The 17,570-nt window shown below is 61.2% G+C and carries 14 protein-coding genes; 6 read left to right on the top strand and 8 right to left on the bottom strand.

What is annotated here, in order from left to right; translation table 11 throughout:
* Positions 1-244 precede the first annotated feature (244 nt).
* The 5 genes from tnpA to fcl all read left to right on the top strand — a co-directional run bounded on the left by tnpA (position 245) and on the right by fcl (position 5,123).
* Entirely contained in the window at positions 245-718 is a 474-nt protein-coding gene (gene tnpA / locus USDA257_RS33515) for an IS66-like element accessory protein TnpA (RefSeq protein ID WP_080605522.1), read from the top strand.
* Positions 699-1,052 (top strand): IS66 family insertion sequence element accessory protein TnpB, encoded by a 354-nt coding sequence (gene tnpB, locus USDA257_RS05210; protein WP_014761846.1) that lies wholly within the window; start codon positions 699-701, stop codon positions 1,050-1,052. The genes tnpA and tnpB overlap by 20 nt, the downstream gene beginning before the upstream one ends.
* Positions 1,053-1,106: 54 nt before the next feature.
* A complete protein-coding gene (gene tnpC, locus USDA257_RS05205) occupies positions 1,107-2,660 on the top strand; it encodes an IS66 family transposase (protein WP_014761845.1) in 1,554 nt (517 codons plus the stop codon).
* Between the two features lie 410 nt (positions 2,661-3,070).
* The gene (gmd, locus tag USDA257_RS05200) at positions 3,071-4,141 is read left to right on the top strand and encodes a GDP-mannose 4,6-dehydratase (RefSeq protein WP_014761844.1); all 1,071 of its coding nucleotides are present in this window, start codon (positions 3,071-3,073) and stop codon (positions 4,139-4,141) included.
* Between the two features lie 13 nt (positions 4,142-4,154).
* Positions 4,155-5,123 (top strand): GDP-L-fucose synthase, encoded by a 969-nt coding sequence (fcl, locus tag USDA257_RS05195; protein WP_014761843.1) that lies wholly within the window; start codon positions 4,155-4,157, stop codon positions 5,121-5,123.
* Positions 5,124-5,206: 83 nt separating this feature from the next.
* Here fcl and USDA257_RS05190 read toward each other — a convergent pair whose 3' ends face one another.
* From USDA257_RS05190 to USDA257_RS05175, 4 genes are read right to left on the bottom strand one after another with little or no spacing between them, the layout of a single operon-like run.
* Entirely contained in the window at positions 5,207-6,808 is a 1,602-nt protein-coding gene (locus tag USDA257_RS05190) for an ABC transporter ATP-binding protein (RefSeq protein WP_041413922.1), read from the bottom strand.
* Position 6,809: 1 nt separating this feature from the next.
* Positions 6,810-7,940 (bottom strand): ABC transporter permease, encoded by a 1,131-nt coding sequence (locus USDA257_RS05185; protein WP_014761841.1) that lies wholly within the window; start codon positions 7,938-7,940, stop codon positions 6,810-6,812.
* Complete coding sequence (oppB, locus tag USDA257_RS05180; RefSeq protein WP_014761840.1) at positions 7,933-8,856, bottom strand: oligopeptide ABC transporter permease OppB; 924 nt, start codon at positions 8,854-8,856, stop codon at positions 7,933-7,935. The genes USDA257_RS05185 and oppB overlap by 8 nt, the downstream gene beginning before the upstream one ends.
* A 53-nt stretch (positions 8,857-8,909) precedes the next feature.
* Positions 8,910-10,508, bottom strand: a complete 1,599-nt coding sequence (locus USDA257_RS05175; protein ID WP_014761839.1) for a peptide ABC transporter substrate-binding protein — start codon at positions 10,506-10,508, stop codon at positions 8,910-8,912.
* Between the two features lie 768 nt (positions 10,509-11,276).
* On the opposite strand from USDA257_RS05175, the gene fba reads away from it, so the two are divergent.
* Positions 11,277-12,323: a class II fructose-bisphosphate aldolase gene (gene fba / locus USDA257_RS05170; RefSeq protein WP_014761838.1), complete on the top strand. Its 1,047-nt coding sequence runs from the start codon at positions 11,277-11,279 to the stop codon at positions 12,321-12,323.
* Between the two features lie 66 nt (positions 12,324-12,389).
* On the opposite strand, the gene USDA257_RS05165 is transcribed toward fba, so the two are convergent.
* From USDA257_RS05165 to USDA257_RS05150, 4 genes are read right to left on the bottom strand one after another with little or no spacing between them, the layout of a single operon-like run.
* Positions 12,390-14,183 (bottom strand): ABC transporter ATP-binding protein, encoded by a 1,794-nt coding sequence (locus USDA257_RS05165; protein WP_041414961.1) that lies wholly within the window; start codon positions 14,181-14,183, stop codon positions 12,390-12,392.
* Positions 14,183-15,223 (bottom strand): glycosyltransferase family 2 protein, encoded by a 1,041-nt coding sequence (locus tag USDA257_RS05160; RefSeq protein WP_014761836.1) that lies wholly within the window; start codon positions 15,221-15,223, stop codon positions 14,183-14,185. The genes USDA257_RS05165 and USDA257_RS05160 overlap by 1 nt, the downstream gene beginning before the upstream one ends.
* A gap of 1 nt (position 15,224) precedes the next feature.
* Complete coding sequence (locus tag USDA257_RS05155; protein WP_041413921.1) at positions 15,225-16,328, bottom strand: glycosyltransferase family 2 protein; 1,104 nt, start codon at positions 16,326-16,328, stop codon at positions 15,225-15,227.
* Positions 16,329-16,344: 16 nt separating this feature from the next.
* The gene (locus USDA257_RS05150) at positions 16,345-17,535 is read right to left on the bottom strand and encodes an acyltransferase family protein (RefSeq protein ID WP_014761834.1); all 1,191 of its coding nucleotides are present in this window, start codon (positions 17,533-17,535) and stop codon (positions 16,345-16,347) included.
* Between the last annotated feature and the right edge of the window lie 35 nt (positions 17,536-17,570).

Below are 17,570 nucleotides of genomic sequence, written 5' to 3'. Positions count from 1 at the left end.
TCCGGTTGTGAGACGAGATCAATGTCATAATTGGTGTGCAATCAGGAGCGTCGAAAGCACTTGCATGCACCCGGAGTTACGCCCTTGGAACAAGTGTCCTCGCTATTAAGAAGAGGGGGCCGCCGCTGGCCACCTGCCGACTTTTAGGACGCTGAATTAAGGTAAGCGCGAATTTCCCAGCACCTTTTGCGGTTGAGTGTGCTGAGGCATGAGGTGTCCACCTGAAAGAGGTGGACACCTTGTGATGGAAGAAGATGATCAGAAACTGCAGGTAAGGCTTGTTGGTCGGAACGGGCGACGCCGATACGACCCGGTATCGAAAGACCGTCTTGTCTCGGCCTGCCTTGAGCCAGGCGCGTCGGTATCGAGACTTGCGCTCGAACATGGGGTCAACGCGAACCTTCTGTGGAAGTGGATAAAGAAGCGCAAGGAGACCCATCCTCCCCCGCCGTCCTCATCACCGGCGTTTATCCCGGTTCAGATTGAAAGCACTTCCGATCGGGCCTTGCTGCGACAGAGCAGCATGGCTGCGGTGGATTTGCCGGGGACTTGCGATGGAGTGCGTGGGTCGGCATCGAAAAGGGCTGCGCCTTTTTCCTCTCCAGGCAAGGTGAGCGCGTCACTGCCGAACGGCGTGAAGTTGACGCTGGAATGCGGTGATGTGGATGCATTGACGGCGATCATCGGAGCACTGGGTCATGTTCAGACTGGGCGCTGACCTGAAAGTCTACCTGCACCGCGAGCCGATCGACTTTCGGGCCGGCATCAACAGCCTTGCGGTTCTGGTCCAAGAGACGATGGCGCTCGATCCGTTTGCTCCGGCGGTTTTTGCGTTCTGCAATCGCCGTCGCGACCGGATGAAGCTCCTGTTCTTCGATCGGTCGGGCTTTGTGCTGGTCCTGAAGCGGCTGACCGAGGACAAGTTCCGGTGGCCGCGCCGCGAGGCAGCGGTGGTCACGCTTACGACCGAGCAATTGCACTGGATCCTCGACGGCATCGATATCGATGCGATGGTCCGCCATCCGGTGCGGCAATATCAGGTTGCTGGTTGAGGGCTCTCGAATTGAGCGGTTGACGCGGCGGCATGCTTTCGATTCAAGAATCTGATGAATCGACCCGGCGAACCGACTGTTGAAGAGTTGATGGCGCGTATTGCTGCGCTGCAGGCGGAGAACCGTCAGCTCACAGAGCGAGTCGTCAAACTTGAGGAAGAGCTGGCGCTTGCGCGGCTGCATCGTTTTGCGCCGCGCAGCGAAAAGCACGTTGATCGCATCTTCAATGAAGCCGAACAGGTTGCTGATGAGGATGATAGCGATGTCGTCGACCTGCCGGACACAGGGTTGCCACCAGTCGAAAGCGCGACGGGAAAGAAACGCGGACGCAGGCCGCTGCCGGAAAACCTGCCGCGCGAGCGCGTCGAGTATGACCTTCCCGACGATCAGAAGGCCTGTCCTTGCTGTAGTGGCCGGATGCATCGCATGGGCGAGGCCGTTACCGAGCAACTTCATATCGAGGTGAAGGCGAAGGTTTTGCAGAATGTGCGGTTCAAGTATGCATGCCGTCACTGTGACCGGACCGGCATCAACACGCCGATTGTCATCGCGCCGATGCCCGCACAGCCCTTGCCGGGCAGCATCGCCACGGCCTCGACACTGGCCTTCGCGCTCGTTCACAAATACGTCGACGGCACACCGCTCTACCGTCTGGCGCAGGCCTTTGAGCGCGCCGGGGTTCCTGTCAGCCGAGGCGCTCTGGGTCATTGGGTGATCGGTTCGAGCGAAAAACATCTGCATCGCATCTATGACGCGCTGAAACTGCGGCTCAGATCGCAAACCCTCATCCATGGCGACGAGACGACGGTTCAGGTGCTGAAGGAAAAGGACAGGGAAGCCACCAGCACATCGTACATGTGGGCTTATCGAAGCGGCGAGGACAGCGACGAACCGATCGTGCTGCTCGATTATCAACCGGGTCGCGGCCAGATACACCCGCAGACCTTCCTTGGCGATTACCGCGGCATAGTGATGAGTGATGGCTATTCCGCTTGGCGCACGCTGGAAGGGGCAACGCATCTTGGATGCATGGCCCATTCGAGGCGGCGCTTTGTCGAGGCCCTGAAGACGAGAAAGAAAGGTGGCGGGCCGCCGGAGCGGGCGCTCCGGTTCTTCGAACAGCTCTATCGGGTTGAAAGACAGGCGCGGAACGAAATCCCCGATGACGGCGAAACGCGAGATCACTGCATTCGCCGCTTCCGCCAGCAACATAGTGTCCCCATTCTCCATGCTCTCAAGGCATGGCTCGACGACATCGCCCCGAAAGTCTTGCCGGACAGCAAGCTCGGCGACGCCGTCTCCTACACCCTGAACCAATGGGGATATCTGACTCGTTACACCGAGGACGGCAGAATGCCGATCGACAACAATCTCCTGGAACGTGACATCAGAATCTTTGCCACCGGCAGAAAGATCTGGCTGTTCAGCGACACCGTCGACGGAGCCAGGGCCAGCGCCGTCATCTACAGCCTGATGTTGACCTGCCGTGCCTGTGGCGTCGAGCCGCTCGCATGGTTGCGCCACGTCCTCACCGAACTGCCTCAACGCGCTGTCGATACTGATATCGACGACCTGCTGCCCTTCAACCCCCAACCCACATCAGCCTGATCAGGCCAGATGTCGTTCCCAATTCGAAAGGCCCTCCGTCGAAAGCGCAGGCGTCAACGCGCGGGGAAAATAGCGCTTACGAATTAAGAACTGCCATTTCCTCAGCTACGCTTGGCCGGCACGACGCCCACGCACGAGGTGGCGTGGGCTCGTGAGCTGACGGGCTCGCAGCGGGCGCGGCTACTTCCTATGTGGTAGGGGCATCGCCGAAGAAGCTAGCCAAGCGGAAAGACGACGCTCGCGCAGCACCTGTTACGAGCATCGAGGGGTGAGGGTTACCTCCTTTTGCTGGAGTGTCTGCCACAATGACGCTCTGGTCGAAAAAGGCGCTTTCGCCTTTGATCTGAGGAGTGCGGGTTGGACCGTCGTGACGGCGCCACCGCATCCCTCAACGATTGGATTGGGATCCGATGACAGATCGCATTGCGCTCATAACTGGTGTAACCGGTCAGGACGGTGCCTATCTTGCCAGATTACTGTTGGAGAAAGGCTATACTGTCCACGGTCTGAAACGCAGATCCTCCTCCTTCAATACCGAACGGATCGACGACATTTACGTCGATCCGCACGAACCGGGTGCGCGCTTCTTTCTCCACTACGCCGACCTGACGGACGCGACCAATCTCATTCGAATCATTCAGGAGACGCGGCCTACAGAAATCTACAATCTTGCGGCCCAGAGCCATGTCCAGGTGAGTTTCGAGACGCCGGAGTATACCGGCAACGCCGATGCCCTCGGCACACTCAGACTGCTTGAAGCCATACGCATCCTGAAGATGGAAGAACAGGTGCGCTTTTATCAAGCGTCGACTTCCGAGCTGTTCGGCAAGGTCCAGGAGGTGCCCCAGACGGAGAAGACGCCGTTCTATCCGCGCTCTCCCTATGCGGCGGCCAAACTCTATGCCTATTGGATTACGATCAACTACAGGGAAGCGTACGGAATCTTCGCTTCCAATGGCATCCTGTTTAATCATGAAGGCCCTACGCGCGGCGAGACATTTGTGACCCGCAAGATCACACGTGCGGTTGCGGGTATCGAACGCGGTTTTCAAAGCACGCTCTATCTTGGCAATTTGGACGCCAAACGCGACTGGGGGCATGCTCGAGACTATGTAGATGGGATGTGGCGGATTCTTCAGCACGCTGAGCCTGATGATTTCGTCCTCGCCACGGGCGAAACCCATTCGGTGCGCGAGTTCGTGGCACTAGCCTTTCGGGCAGTCGGTCGCGTCATCGAATGGGAGGGCAAGGGGGTGGACGAGGTCGGCCGGGACCGCAAAACAGGAGAGATTCTCGTCAGAATCGACCCACGCCATTTTCGTCCTACGGAGGTCGATCTGCTGATGGGAAATCCGGCGAAGGCCCGCTCAAAGCTCGGCTGGACGCACAGAACAACGTTCAGCGATCTGGTCGCGGAAATGGTAATCGCCGATCTAAGACGTCTGGAGCGAGAGCGCTGGCACATCGACTCCAGCGTCTAGAGGGCCATCAGCGATGGACTACGTTTATCGGCTCGGAGCAAAACGGGTATTCGTTGCCGGCCACCGCGGCATGGTCGGCTCGGCCCTGGTGCGGCGATTGGAGCAGGAAAACTGCGAGGTGGTAACGGCCGGGCGCGACGTGCTCGACCTTAGAAGTCAGGACGCCGTGCATCGCTGGATGCAGGAAACCAGGCCGGACGCCGTGGTTCTCGCCGCCGCAAAGGTCGGCGGGATTCTGGCCAATGATCGGAATCCGGCCGATTTCCTGCTGGACAACTTGCTGATCGAAACGAATGTCATCCACGGCGCCTTCCGATGTGGCGCCGAGAGACTCCTGTTCCTGGGCTCATCGTGCATCTATCCGAAGCTGGCCCCACAGCCGATCGTGGAAGACGCTCTTCTCACAAGCCCCTTGGAACCGACCAACGAGTGGTACGCCATCGCCAAGATCGCTGGTCTGAAGCTGTGCCAAGCCTACCGGCGCCAGTATGGTGCCGATTATGTCTCGGCAATGCCGTGCAATCTATACGGTCCGGGAGACAACTTCGACCTGGAAAAAAGCCACGTGGTCCCGGCACTCATGCGCCGGACCCACGACGCGAAGATCGCAGGAGAACCCAGCCTGACGATCTGGGGGTCCGGCAGACCGAGACGCGAATTCCTCCATGTGGACGATGCCGCCGACGCCATTGTCCATATGCTCAAAACATATTCGGCGGATAGCCACCTCAACGTCGGCTCTGGCGAGGATGTCTCCATCCTGGACCTCGCAATGCTTATCGCCGACGTGGTTGGCTTTACGGGCGAGATTCAAGCGGACCCCTCCAAGCCGGATGGGACACCGCGCAAGCTGATGGACGTCGGCAAGCTGTTCGCAACCGGATGGCGACCCAAGCATACGCTTCGCGCAGGCCTGGAACTTACCTATGCCTGGTTCAAGGCGCACTCCGAAATTGGCGATCTGCGGCTAAGAGCCGTATAGGCGCCAGACAACAGCGGCGGGCGGCCCTCCGCTACTGCATGTTTCCTTAAGTTAGTTAGGGGACAACGCCGACGGTAGAATCGTCAGACATTGAAGGCGGCGCCGATCAGCGTCTTCGTGTAAGGCTCCCTCGGCGCTTCGAAAATCGCGTCCGTCTCCCCCTCTTCGACGATGCGGCCGTTCTTCATGACGATCACATAGTCCGACATCGCCTTCACCACAGAAAGATCGTGGCTGATGAAGATGTAGGAAAGGCCGTGCTTCTCCTGCAGGTCGCGGAGCAGTTCGATCACCTGGCCCTGTACCGACCGGTCGAGAGCGGAGGTGGGCTCGTCGAGAATCACCACCTTCGGCTTCAGGATCATCGCCCGGGCAATTGCGATGCGCTGGCGTTGGCCGCCCGAGAATTCGTGCGGATAGCGGTTGCGTGAGGCTGGATCGAGGCCGACTTCCTTCAGGGCCGCAATGGCGCGCCGGTCGCGCTCCGCACGGCTCAGCCCCGGCTCGTGGACATAGAGGCCCTCGGTGATGATCTCGCCCACCGTCAGGCGCGGCGAAAGCGAGCCGTAGGGATCCTGAAAGACGAGCTGGAGCTCGCGGCGCAAGGGCCGCATGGTGCCGCGGTCGAAGCCGGAAATGTCGATCGTACCGAAACGGTAGTAGCCGTTGCTCGGCAGCAATCTCAACAGTGCCCGCCCGAGCGTCGATTTCCCCGAACCGGACTCGCCGACGATGCCGATGGTCTGGCCCTGCCGCAGGCGCAGGTTGACGCCGTCAACCGCCCGGAAGACGGAGGACGAGCCGCCGAAGAGGCCCCTGCCGATGGCGTACTCGACCGCCACGTCGCGGCCCTCGAGAATGATCGGCGCATGGCCCGGCGGCGAAGCCTTGCGGCCGCTCGGCTCGGCGGCGAGCAGCATCTTCGTGTAGTCGGCCTTAGGGTGCTCGAAAATCTCCGTCGTTCTCCCCTGCTCCACGACCTCGCCTCGGCGCATCACGGCGACGCGGTCGGCGAAGTGCTTGACGATACCGAGATCGTGCGTGATCAGCACGATCGCCATGCCGAACCGCTGCTGCAGCGATTTGAGCAGATCGAGGATTTGCGCCTGGATGGTCACGTCGAGCGCCGTCGTCGGCTCGTCGGCGATCAGGATGTCCGGCTCGTTGGCAAGCGCCATGGCGATCATCACTCGCTGGCGCTGGCCGCCCGAGAGCTCATGCGGATAGCTGTCGATGCGGCGCGCCGGTTCGGGAATGCCGACCAATTCCAGGAGTTCGAACACGCGCTTGCGCGCCTGCTTGAACGTGCCGCCGCGGTGATGGACGATCGGTTCGGCGATCTGCCGGCCAATCGTGTACAGCGGATCGAGCGAAGTCATCGGCTCCTGGAAGATCATCGTGATCTTCGACCCGCGCACATCGTTGAGCGCCTTCGGTGGAAGGCCAATGAGTTCCTGGCCGCGGTACAGCGCCCCGCCGGCAACCGTGCCGTTCTTCGCGAGCAGTCCCATGATCCCCATCATCGTCTGGCTCTTGCCCGAGCCGGATTCGCCGACTACCGCAAGCGTTTCGCCGGCATGCACATCGAGATTGATGCCCTTGACGGCCTCGACCGTGCCGTCGGGCGTCGAAAAGTCCACCTTGAGGCCGCGGACGGTGAGAATGGAATCCTTGATGTCTGCCATGTCAGCGGTCCTTGGGATCGAGCGCATCGCGCAGGCCGTCACCGACAAAGTTCAGCGAAAACAGCGTGACGACGAAGAAGATGGCCGGGAAGATGAGCAACCACGGCGCCGACTGGATATTGTTTGCGCCCTCCGAGATGAGCGCCCCCCAACTCGTCAGAGGTGCCTGCACGCCAAGGCCGAGGAAAGACAGGAAGCTTTCGAGCAGGATCACCTTCGGCACCACGACGGTCACGAAGACGATCACCGGGCCGATGGTGTTCGGAATGATGTGCCGGCGGATGATCTGCCAGTCCGTGAGGCCAAGGGCCTGCGCCGCACCCACGAATTCGCGACGTTTAAGAGCGAGCGTCTGGCCCCGGACGATGCGGGCCATGTCCAGCCACTCGACCGCGCCGATCACCAGGAAGATCAGGATGAAGCTCCGCCCGAAGAAGACGACCAGCACAACGACGAGGAAGACGAAGGGCAGCGAATAGAGGATCTCGACGAAGCGCATCATGGCGTTGTCGACGCGCCCGCCGATATAGCCGGACGTTGCCCCGTAGACGACCCCGAGGCCGAGCGACACGAGGCTGGCGAGCAGGCCGACGGCGATCGAGATCTGCCCGCCGAGCATGACGCGGACCAGCAGGTCGCGACCGTTGGAATCGGTGCCGAAGGGGAAATACTCACGATCCACCTGGCCCTCGACCCTCAGCGTACGGCCGTCATCCTCGGTCGCCACGACCTGGGTGTTTTCAAATTCGTTCGCCCTGTCGAAATAGCGCGTGGTGCGCGGATCGATCGGCTGCTCGGAGGTCACCGTAGCGGTGAAGGTTTCACCCTCGACGGCAAATTCCTTCAGCGTTACGCGGGCACGGGTCGCGACGCCCTCCATCACCTCCTGAAGCGTCGAGGTGTCGGGCCGCGGCTCGAGGCTCGGGCCGATCGACACATAGGACGGGAAGACCTCGTCGTAGGTGTGCGGAGAGAAGGAGGGTCCGACAAAGGAGAAGAGCGCGATCAGCGCCAGCATGATGCAGCCCGCCATGGCGGCACGGTTGCGGCGGAAGCGTAGCGCCGCGAGTTGGAAGAGGCTTCGGCCCTTCATTTCCGGCGAGGCCACCGGTACCTGGACGATATCAGTCATGGCGAACCCTCGGATCGAGCAGGCCGTAGAGAATATCGACCAGAAGATTGAAGACGATGACGAAGATGGCGATGAGGATCACCGTACCCATGACGAGCGTGTAGTCGCGGTTGATCGCCCCGAGAACGAAATAGCGCCCGACGCCTGGAATGGTGAAAATCGTCTCGACGACCGCCGAACCGGTGAGCAGAGCCGCCGCGCAAGGCGCCAGATAGGAAACGACCGGCAGCATGGCGCCGCGCATCGCATGGGTGACGACGACGGCGCGGGACGGCAATCCATAGGCCTTTGCCGTGCGGATGTGGTCGGTGTTCAGCGCCTCGATCATCGAGCCGCGCGTCAGCCTGGCGAAGACGGCAAGCTGCGGCAGCGCGAGTGCGATCATCGGCAGGATCAGGAAGCGGAACGATCCGTCGCCCCAGCCGCCGGCCGGAAGCCAGGCGAGCATGATCGCGAAGATAAGGGTCAGTACCGGGCCGACGACGAAGTTCGGGACGGTTACACCGATCGTCGAGACAGACATGACGGCGAAGTCGAGCAAGCTGTTCTGCCGGAGCGCCGCGATCGTGCCGGCGATGACGCCGCCGATCACCGCAAGCAGCAGGGCGTAGAAGCCGAGCTCCATCGAATAGGGCAGGCCCTTGCCGATCAGCTGCGCGACGTTGTTATCATGGTAGATGTAGCTCGGACCGAAGTCGCCCGTCACCGCATTGCTGAGATACGTAACGTATTGGCGCCAGAGCGGCTGATCGAGGTGATAGGTCCTCATCAGGTTCTCCATCGTCTGCGGAGGGAGAGGACGCTCAAGATTGAAGGGCCCACCAGGGGCAAACCGCATCAGAAAGAAAGAGATGGTTACGACGATGAACAGCGTCGGCACCGCGCTCGCCAGTCGGCGAAGGACGAAGGAAATCATGGACTTGCTCCGGAAGCGACGCGCGGGAGCAGCCCGCGCGTCGCCTCAGTTCGTTATTCGGCGATGCTCAGGAACTTGCTCAAGTGCGCGTTCGGCGCATTGTCCTGCCAGCCCTTGACACGGCTCGAGACGAGCCACAGGTCCGCCTGGGTCAGGAACGGCGCAATTGGCTGCTCCTTCATCAGCAGGGTCTCGGCCTCATGGAGGATCTTCGAGCGCGCCGTCGGATCCTGTTCTTCATAGGACTTCTTCATCAATGCATCGAATTCGGCGTTTTCGAAGTGGCCATAGTTGAAGGTCTTGTTGCTGCTGACGCTCAACGCCAGGAAGTTCTCGGCGTCGGCATAGTCGGCGACCCAGCCGGCCCGGGCGACGTTGAACTTGCCGCCTTCCTGCAGGTAGGCGTAATGCGAAGACACGTCGAGGTTCACGAGCGAGACCTTGGCGCCGAAGGTGTTCTTCCACATGTCGGCAACAGCCGTGGCGACACGCTCATGGTTCGGGTTGGTGTTGTAGCGGATTTCGATGTTCAGCGGCTTGCCGCCTTCACCATAACCGGCCTCCTTCATCAGTTCGACCGCCTTGTCTTCACGGTCAAGCTGCGACATATCCGCGAAGTCTGCCTTGGCGGGGTCGCCGTAGCCTTCGATGCCCGGCGGCACCATCGAGTAGGACGGAAGTTGCGAACCGCTGTAGATCTCCTTGGCGAGGAAGTCGCGGTCAACCGCCATCGAGAGCGCCCGGCGAACGCGGACGTCGCTATAGGGCTCCTGCCGCGTGTCGAAGGCGTAGTAGTAGGTCGCAAGCGTCGGCGAGACATGGACCTGGTCGCCATAGGACGTGCGCAGCCGCTCGATCTGGTCCGCCGAGAAGTTATAAACGAGGTCCATCTCCTTCGCTTCGAAGCGGCGCACCGAGGCAGCCTGGTCGTCGATCGGGTAGAAGATCACCTTGTCGAGCTTGACGCTGGCGGCATCCCAATAGTTCGAGTTCTTCTCGACCGTCAGGCTGTCGTTCGGAACGTGCGCGGTCAGGCGAAAGGCGCCGTTCGACACCATCACGCCCGGCTTGACGAAATCGGCGCCGTTCTTCTCGACGCTCGCCTTGCTGACCGGAAGAGCGGTCTGGTGCGCCAGAAGTTCCAGGAAGAACGGCGTCGGCCGCTCCAGCGTCACTTCGAGCGTCTTTTCGTCGACGGCCTTGACGCCGAGCCGGTCGACCGGCACCTCGCCCTTGTTGACCTTTTCGGCGTTCTTGATCGGGAAGAGGATGTTGGCGTATTCGGCAGCCGTCTTCGGATCCTCGACGCGGCGGAACGAGAAGGCGAAGTCTTCGGCCGTGACCGCCGAGCCGTCGGACCACTTGGCATCGGCGCGCAGCTTGAACGTATAGACGACCCCGTCATCCGAAAGCTCCCAGCTTTCTGCGGCACCCGGAATGATCTTGCCGGCGGCGTCGTAGATGGTCAGGCCTTCATAGAGGTCCTTGAGGATAAATTCCTCGATGTTGATGGAAGTGTGCGCCTGGTCGAGCGTCTGTGGCTCGCCGGCATTGCCGCGGTGCAGCACCGCTTCGGCGAGCGCCGGGCTTGCGCCGATAAGTAGCGAGCCGATGAGCGCGGCGGCGCTGAGGTTGAGTTTCAGTGAAGCCATTTTTCTTCTCCTTCCCCTCGTTTTGGATGTGCCAATCGCACGAGAGAAGTGCAAATTTTCCCCGAAGGCAAGGCGACTCTCACGGAAAATTGCACCCTTCTTTATAAAATGAAATTCTCATTTATCGCGTAAGTTGTAATGCCTCTGGCACGAATTCCTTCGCCTCCCGATCCGGTAAGCCAAATCGAATTATGCGCCGAGAACAACCAACTGCAACGTTTTAGATGACATCGAAAAGGCCGACCCGACATCGCCGCCATCGGCGCTAGAAGACTGTCTTGCAAACTTCATGAGTTGAAGCGGCACTTTACGTAATATGCAGAAAAATTTTCCGCCTCTTTCGCAATGTTTTTGCGAGCAGCTGATATGCTCGCTATCGAGGAGCGCGCGAACCGGGAAAATCATCCCGAGACGCCAAGCACCCGACAGACACCAAAGGCCCGCGTCATTCCTGCCTCGCGCAAGGGCGGCGACCACCAACCAGAAAGCGAATGTAGTGATTTTTGGCAGGGCACTTTTTCATCCACAGCAAAATCCCCTGACGCACGTCAATCAAGTGCCCGCGCCGCGCTTTGGCCAGGTTGCCAAAAGGTCTGCATCAATTATTGTGCGTTTGACTTGGGTCCGGGGTGCCGGTTCCGGAGGTATCGGAGCGCGCTCATGTGCCCTCCGCATCGCCGGCGGACGGCCCGTTGCTTCGGCGGCGAATTTGTCCGCTTCAATTCGTGGCGCCTGGAGTGAGGCGCACCAGCATCAGGGAGAATTCGAATGGCATTGATCACATTGCGGCAACTGCTCGACCATGCGGCGGAGAACGACTATGCGCTGCCGGCCTTCAATGTGAACAATCTCGAATACATCCAGGCGGTCATGCGCGCCGCCGACGCGACCGACTCGCCGGTGATCCTGCAGGCAAGCCGCGGCGCGCGCGCCTATGCGGGCGACGCCTTCCTGCGCCACCTGATCCTCGGCGCGGCGGAAGAATTTCCCCACATCCCGGTCTGTCTGCATCTCGACCATGGCGACCAGCCGTCGACCTGCATTTCGGCGATCACCAACGGATTCACCTCGGTGATGATGGACGGTTCGCTGGAAAAGGACGGCAAGACCGTCGCGAGCTACGAGTACAATGTGGCGGTCACCGCTGAAGTCGTGAAGATCGCCCACGCCGCCGGCGTTTCGGTCGAAGGCGAGCTTGGTTGCCTCGGCAACTTGGAAACCGGCGCCGGCGACAAGGAAGACGGTCACGGCTTCGAGGGCAAGCTGTCGCGAGAGGAATTGCTGACCGACCCCGACCAGGCCCTCGACTTCGTCTCCAGGACCGGCGTCGATGCGCTGGCTGTGGCGATCGGCACGAGCCACGGCGCCTACAAGTTCACGCGCGAGCCGGACGGCGAGATCCTGTCGATCGAGACGATCGCCAAGATCAACAAGCGGCTGCCCAATACGCACCTCGTCATGCACGGATCGTCGTCCGTGCCGGCGCACCTCCAGGAACTCTTCAACGCCTATGGCGGCAAAATGAAGAAGACCTGGGGCGTGCCGGTCTCGGAAATCCAGAAGGCCATCCCGCTCGGCGTTCGCAAGGTCAATATAGATACGGACCTACGGCTCGCCTTTACTGGCGAGATCCGCAAGCACCACATCGAACATCCGGACAATTTCGATCCGCGCAACTACCTGAAGCCGGCCATCGCCCGTATGACCGAGGTCTGCAAGGAGCGCTTCGAGGCTTTCCATGCGGCCGGCCAGGCATCGAAGATCCGGGTGCTGAGGCTGCCGGAAATGGCCAAGCGCTATGCCAAGGTGGGCTGACGGCGCCGTTCCGACGCCAGGGAGACAAGGCCGCGCATCCGGACAAGGGCGCGCGGCCTCTTTTTTCTAGCCCTGCCTCTCCATCTGCGTTTCATACTCGTAGAGCTGGTCCATGCTGAGCGAAGCCACATCGGCGAGCGAGGCCCGGCTTTTGACCCGCCCGCCGCCAAGCACCACGACGTCATCGCAGAACGAGATTGTGCTCCTGTGGTGGCTGATGACGATCGTCGTGCGCCGCCCGACCCGCAACTTGAGCGTCTCGACAATCGCCGCTTCCGAGAGGCCGTCCACGGCGTTCGTGGCCTCGTCTAGAATGAGGATCGCCGGATCGCGCACCAGCGCTCTGGCGAGCGCGATGCGCTGGCGCTGCCCGGCAGAGAGGCTCGCCCCGCGGTAGCCGACCACCGTCTGGTAGCCTTCGGGTAGCTTTTCGATGAAGCTGTGCGCCTCGGCGAGCCTCGCCGCGCGCTCGACTTCGGCAAGCGTGGCGCTTTGGCCGTAGGTGATGTTCTCGAATATGGTGCCATCCACGAGCTCCAGGTCCTGGCTCGCAACAGCGATCTGGCGCCGCCACTGAGCAGGATCGATCTGCTCGAGGGGCACCCCATCGATGAGAATGCGACCTTCATCCGGCTCCACGAACCGGCACAGGAGGTTGACGATGGTGCTCTTGCCCGCACCCGACCGCCCGATGATCGCCGTCGAGCAACCGCTGCGAATATCGAAGCTCGCCGAACGCAGCACGACGGCACGAGAGCCGGAGGCCGGATATCGGAAGGTCACGTCACTGAATACGATCCCCTCGTCGAGGCCCTCGATCGGCGCGCTCCCCGATGGCGGTTTTGGCTTGTCCGACGAATCCAGCAGCCACCGTACCTCTTCCAGCGACCCGCTCCAGCCCTGGATCTGGCTCCAGGACATTTGCAGGGCACGCACATGCGGTTGCAGACGATAGAGCAGCACGACGAAGGCGACGATCACTGGAAAGCTCACGCCGACGAACCAGGCGCTGACGACCGCCGCCAGGAACAAGGCGGAATGCAGCGCTTCCGTGAGCGGCGGCAGGACGCCCTGTCGGGTTTGCAGCACGAAGCCCGCGTGGCGCACGGAATCAGAAGCGGAATCGAATGCCGCCTTTTCACGGCTTTCCTGCCCGAATACGCGGATCAGTCGCCCCGCATGAACGAGATGCAGCATCCGCGCCGCAAGATCGCTGTTGAAGGACGTCACGTTGCGGCTGGGGCCCTTGAGAGTGGCCGATAGCGCCGCATGCGCCACCTGGACAATGACGAGACCGAGCGCCACGAAAAGCGTCATCTGCCACGACAGAAGCAACAGGAAAGCCAAGAGGATCACCGCGGCAGACGCATTCACCATTGCCCCAAGCACTGTCTGTATCGCGTCGGAGGCCCGCCAGGATTCGTTCGAAATGATATTGAGCAGCCGGCCGGGGTTCTGCTGCAGGAAGAACGGATAGCCTATCCTCAAGAGCTGATTGGCCAGCGCGCTGCGGACGGAATGGCTCGCCTTTCCGTAGATGAAGTTGGTGAGCACGGTGTTTGCGAAGGCAAGCACGTTCTTGAGAACGATCAGCGCCAGGATCGCGACCGCGAGTGCTAGCAGTCTGTCGCCTTTGTCCAGGCCCGCGCCCACCTCCTCGAAGACCGCCGAGATGCCGCTCAGCCCGGTCGATCCGTCGTTGTCGGCGATGATCCCAAGCATCGGGATGATGAGGCCGATGCCGGCACCTTCAAGCGCTGCACTGGCGAGCCCCAGAACGACGACAAATGGAAGCAGGCGCACGTGCCGCCCGAGGGCGTCACGGAGCAGCTGCAAGCTTGGCATGAGGAACCGCAAAATCATCGGCTGCGCTCCCAGCCAGGCGTCGCCTCGCTGATCGGCTGCACCTCGGTCGGCGCGCCCCGTCTTGCCATGACCAGGTACGCGAACTTTGCAGCCCCCCATAGGTTCATCGACACGATCGGCCAGTGGGACAGTTGCAGCTCAGGATCGAACCGGGCGCCGCCGAAGGCCTGGCCACAGGCCGACCTGACTGTCCAACAAAAATGTCGCAGGAGCCATGGCGCCTTGAAGAGGTGTTTTACGCAAAGCGCTCCATTGCCCAGGCTGTAGTTGCGGTGGAGCCGCTCGATTGCTGCACGGGACGTTCGGCCGTGGTGATGAAAAACCGTCATGTCCGGGACATATTCCACGGGGATTCCGAGCTGAAAGGCACGAACCAGATAGTCGGTGTCCTCGGCGGAGTGCAGCGGTGCGCCGGCGCCGAAGCGCTCGTCAAAGCGGCCGACGAGGTCGGCGACCTCGCGGTGCATCGTCATGTTGCAGCCGAGTACAAAGCCGCCGGGGTGCACATCGCGGCTCAGCCGCGCAGGTATCTTCGACCGTTTGATTGTGAAGGGCTGGTCGCAGGACTTGCCAAGCTCGACGCGACCGCCTCGGATGACGCGCTGCTCGCCGTTCGCGTAGTGTCGTTGCAGATCGATGAGATAGGTCGGCTCGATTTCGCAATCGTCGTCGACGAAGACGAGGATCCGCCCGCGTGCCCGTTCCATCCCTGCGTTGCGCGCAGTAGCGAGGCCGGGGCGTGGCTCGGTGACAACGGTGATTTTCATCTTCGACGCTGCGGCGATGCGGCGCAACTCGGCCGGCGTGCCGTCTGTCGAGCCATTGTCGACCACGACGAGCTCACTTGTGATCCTGACACAGGCGTTGCACGCCGCCTCGATCGACCGGATGCAGGCCGCGAGCGCCCGTAGCCGATCGCGTGTGCAGACGATGAAAGTCGCAAACGGCCGCTGTCCGGTTGCGCATGCAGCGGCAGCAACGCGTTGCTCGACCGCTCCAAGATTCCTTCCTTCTTGATGACCGTCGCGCGCCATTTCAGAGAGCACCCTGCTGCGGAAGGACGCTGGCGGCCGGCACGGACTCCAGGTAACGCGCCAGCGCATCCACCCGCTCGGTGGCTGCCAACGAAATACGGCTGCACCAGGGTGCACGAGCTCCGGCAAGCAGGCCGTACCTTTCACGGCGTCGGATGAGCTGCCACTTACCAGTCCGCGTCAGAAACTCATGCGTGAGTTCCGGGCGCTTCTCATCGGCGATGAGCTGGTAGAGAAAATAGAAGAAGCACAAGAGGCCGTCCTCGTAAGCCCGGCGCATTTCGGGCGGAAAAGCGCTGATCTTCCGTTCGAGGGAGACGATGAATTCGGCAACAACTCGGATCGTCTCCTTCGTTACGGCCGCGCCGATCTCGCGGAGCGCACCTGCGTCGTCGAAAAGACCATCCTGCTCAAGGTTTTCGGCCACAATCTTCAGGTGCGTCTGGCGCATCCGACGCAGGTGCCTGCTTGTGACGCTATCCGTGTGGAGCCGGTAGGCCACCAGAGGCTCGTCGATCATCATCGTCGGAAAGCGCTCGGCGATCCGCCGGAACAGGTCGAAATCTTCGGCATGCGGATAGTCTGCATCATAGGCGAGCATATCGTCCGGGATCACGCGTCGGTTATAGATCACGGTCGAGTGGATGAAGAGCGTGAAGAACATCGACAGGATCCGCATGCTGCCGGGCCTGTAGATGGGACTGGGCTTGCCGCGGACGATCCGATTGCCGATCAGGGTATCGACCCCTGAACCGCAAATGGCGAGATGAGGCTGCTCGGTGAACAGCGCGACCTGGCGTGAAAACCGTGACGGATAGGAGACGTCGTCGGCATCCATCCGCGCGACGAGTTCGCCGCGCGCGAGCGCCAGCCCTTCGTTCAAGGTCGCGATGAGACCCCGATTTTCCCGCGACCGGATGGAGATGCGGCGGTCCGTGTTTTGAAAGCGCTCGAGAATCTCGAGCGAACGATCCGTCGATCCGTCGTCGATCGCTATGATCTCCAGGCGTTCATAGTCCTGGCGCAGAATGCTCTCGACGGCAGCCGCGAGATAAGGTTCGCCATTGTAGACGGGCAGCAGGACGGACACCAAGGGCGACGGCATGGTTCGGCTCGCGTGTTTATTGAACATCAGAGGTCTGGAAGGCTTTGCCGCGTTCGAGGGATGCCTGCGGATACACGGTATGCTCTGCGCTCCCCCTCTCCTTACGGATTGGCCCGCCTGATTTCACGAATGCAGCGGCGGTTCCGCCGGAGCGCATATAAGGAAAGTAGTGCTTCAGTGCATTCAGAGGCTTTTCGAAGGCAAGCCAGGAGATCGAAGCGACGATGAGGGTGCCGGCACCGGCGACGAGGAAGCGGCCAGACCCCTGCTCGGATACATTGACGGGAATCCAAGGCTGCGCCTCGACGACAAGCGCCAGGACGATTGCGTGGAAAAGGTAGACGCCGTAGCTGACGCGGCCGAGCGCGGTCATCGGTGGAGATTCGATGAAGCGGCCGAGATACCCGCCGATCCCGCGCGTGCAACTGCCCACCAGCATCGTGAGCGGCAAGAGCGGAAAGACCTCCAGGCCAATCCAGGCCAGCCACTCCAGCATTGGCGCCTTCGGAACAGGTCTGAGCCACAAAAGGATCAAAGAGGCGGCGAGCAGCGGCATCCAGCTTTTCTGGGCCCATTGCGGCCAAACCCCTCCCCGCTGAGACCGGTGGACGGCCAGGAGACCGCCCGCAGCCAGCGCATCCATCGATGCCGGTGGCAGCAGGTCGCGCACCAGCGACGGCGTTCCGGTCAGGGGCCAGTAGAAGCGGTAGACCAGCGAGAACGCGATGACACCGACGCAAATTCCGCCGATCGAGCGTCGCGGCGCGACCAGGACCACCAGCGGCCAGACGATGTAGAATTGCTCCTCGATACTCAGGCTCCAGGTATGACAGAGAACCCAAGGGCTCCACTCGTTCTGCAGTGCATACCAGAAGTTGGAAAGATAGAGTGCGTGCCAGGCCAGCACTTCCTTGGAACTTTCCAGGCCGATCAGCCAAACGAAGCCGAGCACGGCAAAATAGGGAGGAAAAATGCGCAGCGCCCGGCGCGCATAGAAGGATTTTAGCGCCGTTGCCGTTTCGAAACGGGCATCCGCACGCGCCTCCAGCAGCAACCGGGTGATCAGGAAACCGCTCAGCACGAAGAACAGTCGTACGCCGATATGACCCCAATGGGTTCCGTCGGCCGCGAAGAAATGCGCGTAGAGAACCAATGAGACGGCGACGGCTCTCAGGCCATCCAACTGCCGGTCGCGCACAATCTGCATGAACATCCCCCGAGCAAAACCTTTGCGGGATTCTC

The organism is Sinorhizobium fredii USDA 257 (assembly GCF_000265205.3).
GTDB classification, from domain to species: domain Bacteria; phylum Pseudomonadota; class Alphaproteobacteria; order Rhizobiales; family Rhizobiaceae; genus Sinorhizobium; species Sinorhizobium fredii_B.
This window is presented reverse-complemented; position numbering and strand designations above follow the sequence as displayed.

Excerpts from the sequence above, each read along its gene's own strand:
- tnpA (WP_080605522.1), top strand. The coding sequence starts at position 245 with ATGGAAGAAGATGATCAGAAACTGCAGGTAAGGCTTGTTGGTCGGAAC.
- fcl (WP_014761843.1), top strand. The coding sequence starts at position 4,155 with ATGGACTACGTTTATCGGCTCGGAGCAAAACGGGTATTCGTTGCCGGC.
- USDA257_RS05175 (WP_014761839.1), bottom strand. The coding sequence starts at position 10,508 with ATGGCTTCACTGAAACTCAACCTCAGCGCCGCCGCGCTCATCGGCTCG.
- oppB (WP_014761840.1), bottom strand. The coding sequence starts at position 8,856 with ATGATTTCCTTCGTCCTTCGCCGACTGGCGAGCGCGGTGCCGACGCTG.
- fba (WP_014761838.1), top strand. The coding sequence starts at position 11,277 with ATGGCATTGATCACATTGCGGCAACTGCTCGACCATGCGGCGGAGAAC.
- USDA257_RS05155 (WP_041413921.1), bottom strand. The coding sequence starts at position 16,328 with ATGCCGTCGCCCTTGGTGTCCGTCCTGCTGCCCGTCTACAATGGCGAA.
- tnpC (WP_014761845.1), top strand. The coding sequence starts at position 1,107 with ATGAATCGACCCGGCGAACCGACTGTTGAAGAGTTGATGGCGCGTATT.
- gmd (WP_014761844.1), top strand. The coding sequence starts at position 3,071 with ATGACAGATCGCATTGCGCTCATAACTGGTGTAACCGGTCAGGACGGT.
- tnpB (WP_014761846.1), top strand. The coding sequence starts at position 699 with ATGTTCAGACTGGGCGCTGACCTGAAAGTCTACCTGCACCGCGAGCCG.
- USDA257_RS05190 (WP_041413922.1), bottom strand. The coding sequence starts at position 6,808 with ATGGCAGACATCAAGGATTCCATTCTCACCGTCCGCGGCCTCAAGGTG.
- USDA257_RS05160 (WP_014761836.1), bottom strand. The coding sequence starts at position 15,223 with ATGGCGCGCGACGGTCATCAAGAAGGAAGGAATCTTGGAGCGGTCGAG.
- USDA257_RS05185 (WP_014761841.1), bottom strand. The coding sequence starts at position 7,940 with ATGACTGATATCGTCCAGGTACCGGTGGCCTCGCCGGAAATGAAGGGC.
- USDA257_RS05150 (WP_014761834.1), bottom strand. The coding sequence starts at position 17,535 with ATGCAGATTGTGCGCGACCGGCAGTTGGATGGCCTGAGAGCCGTCGCC.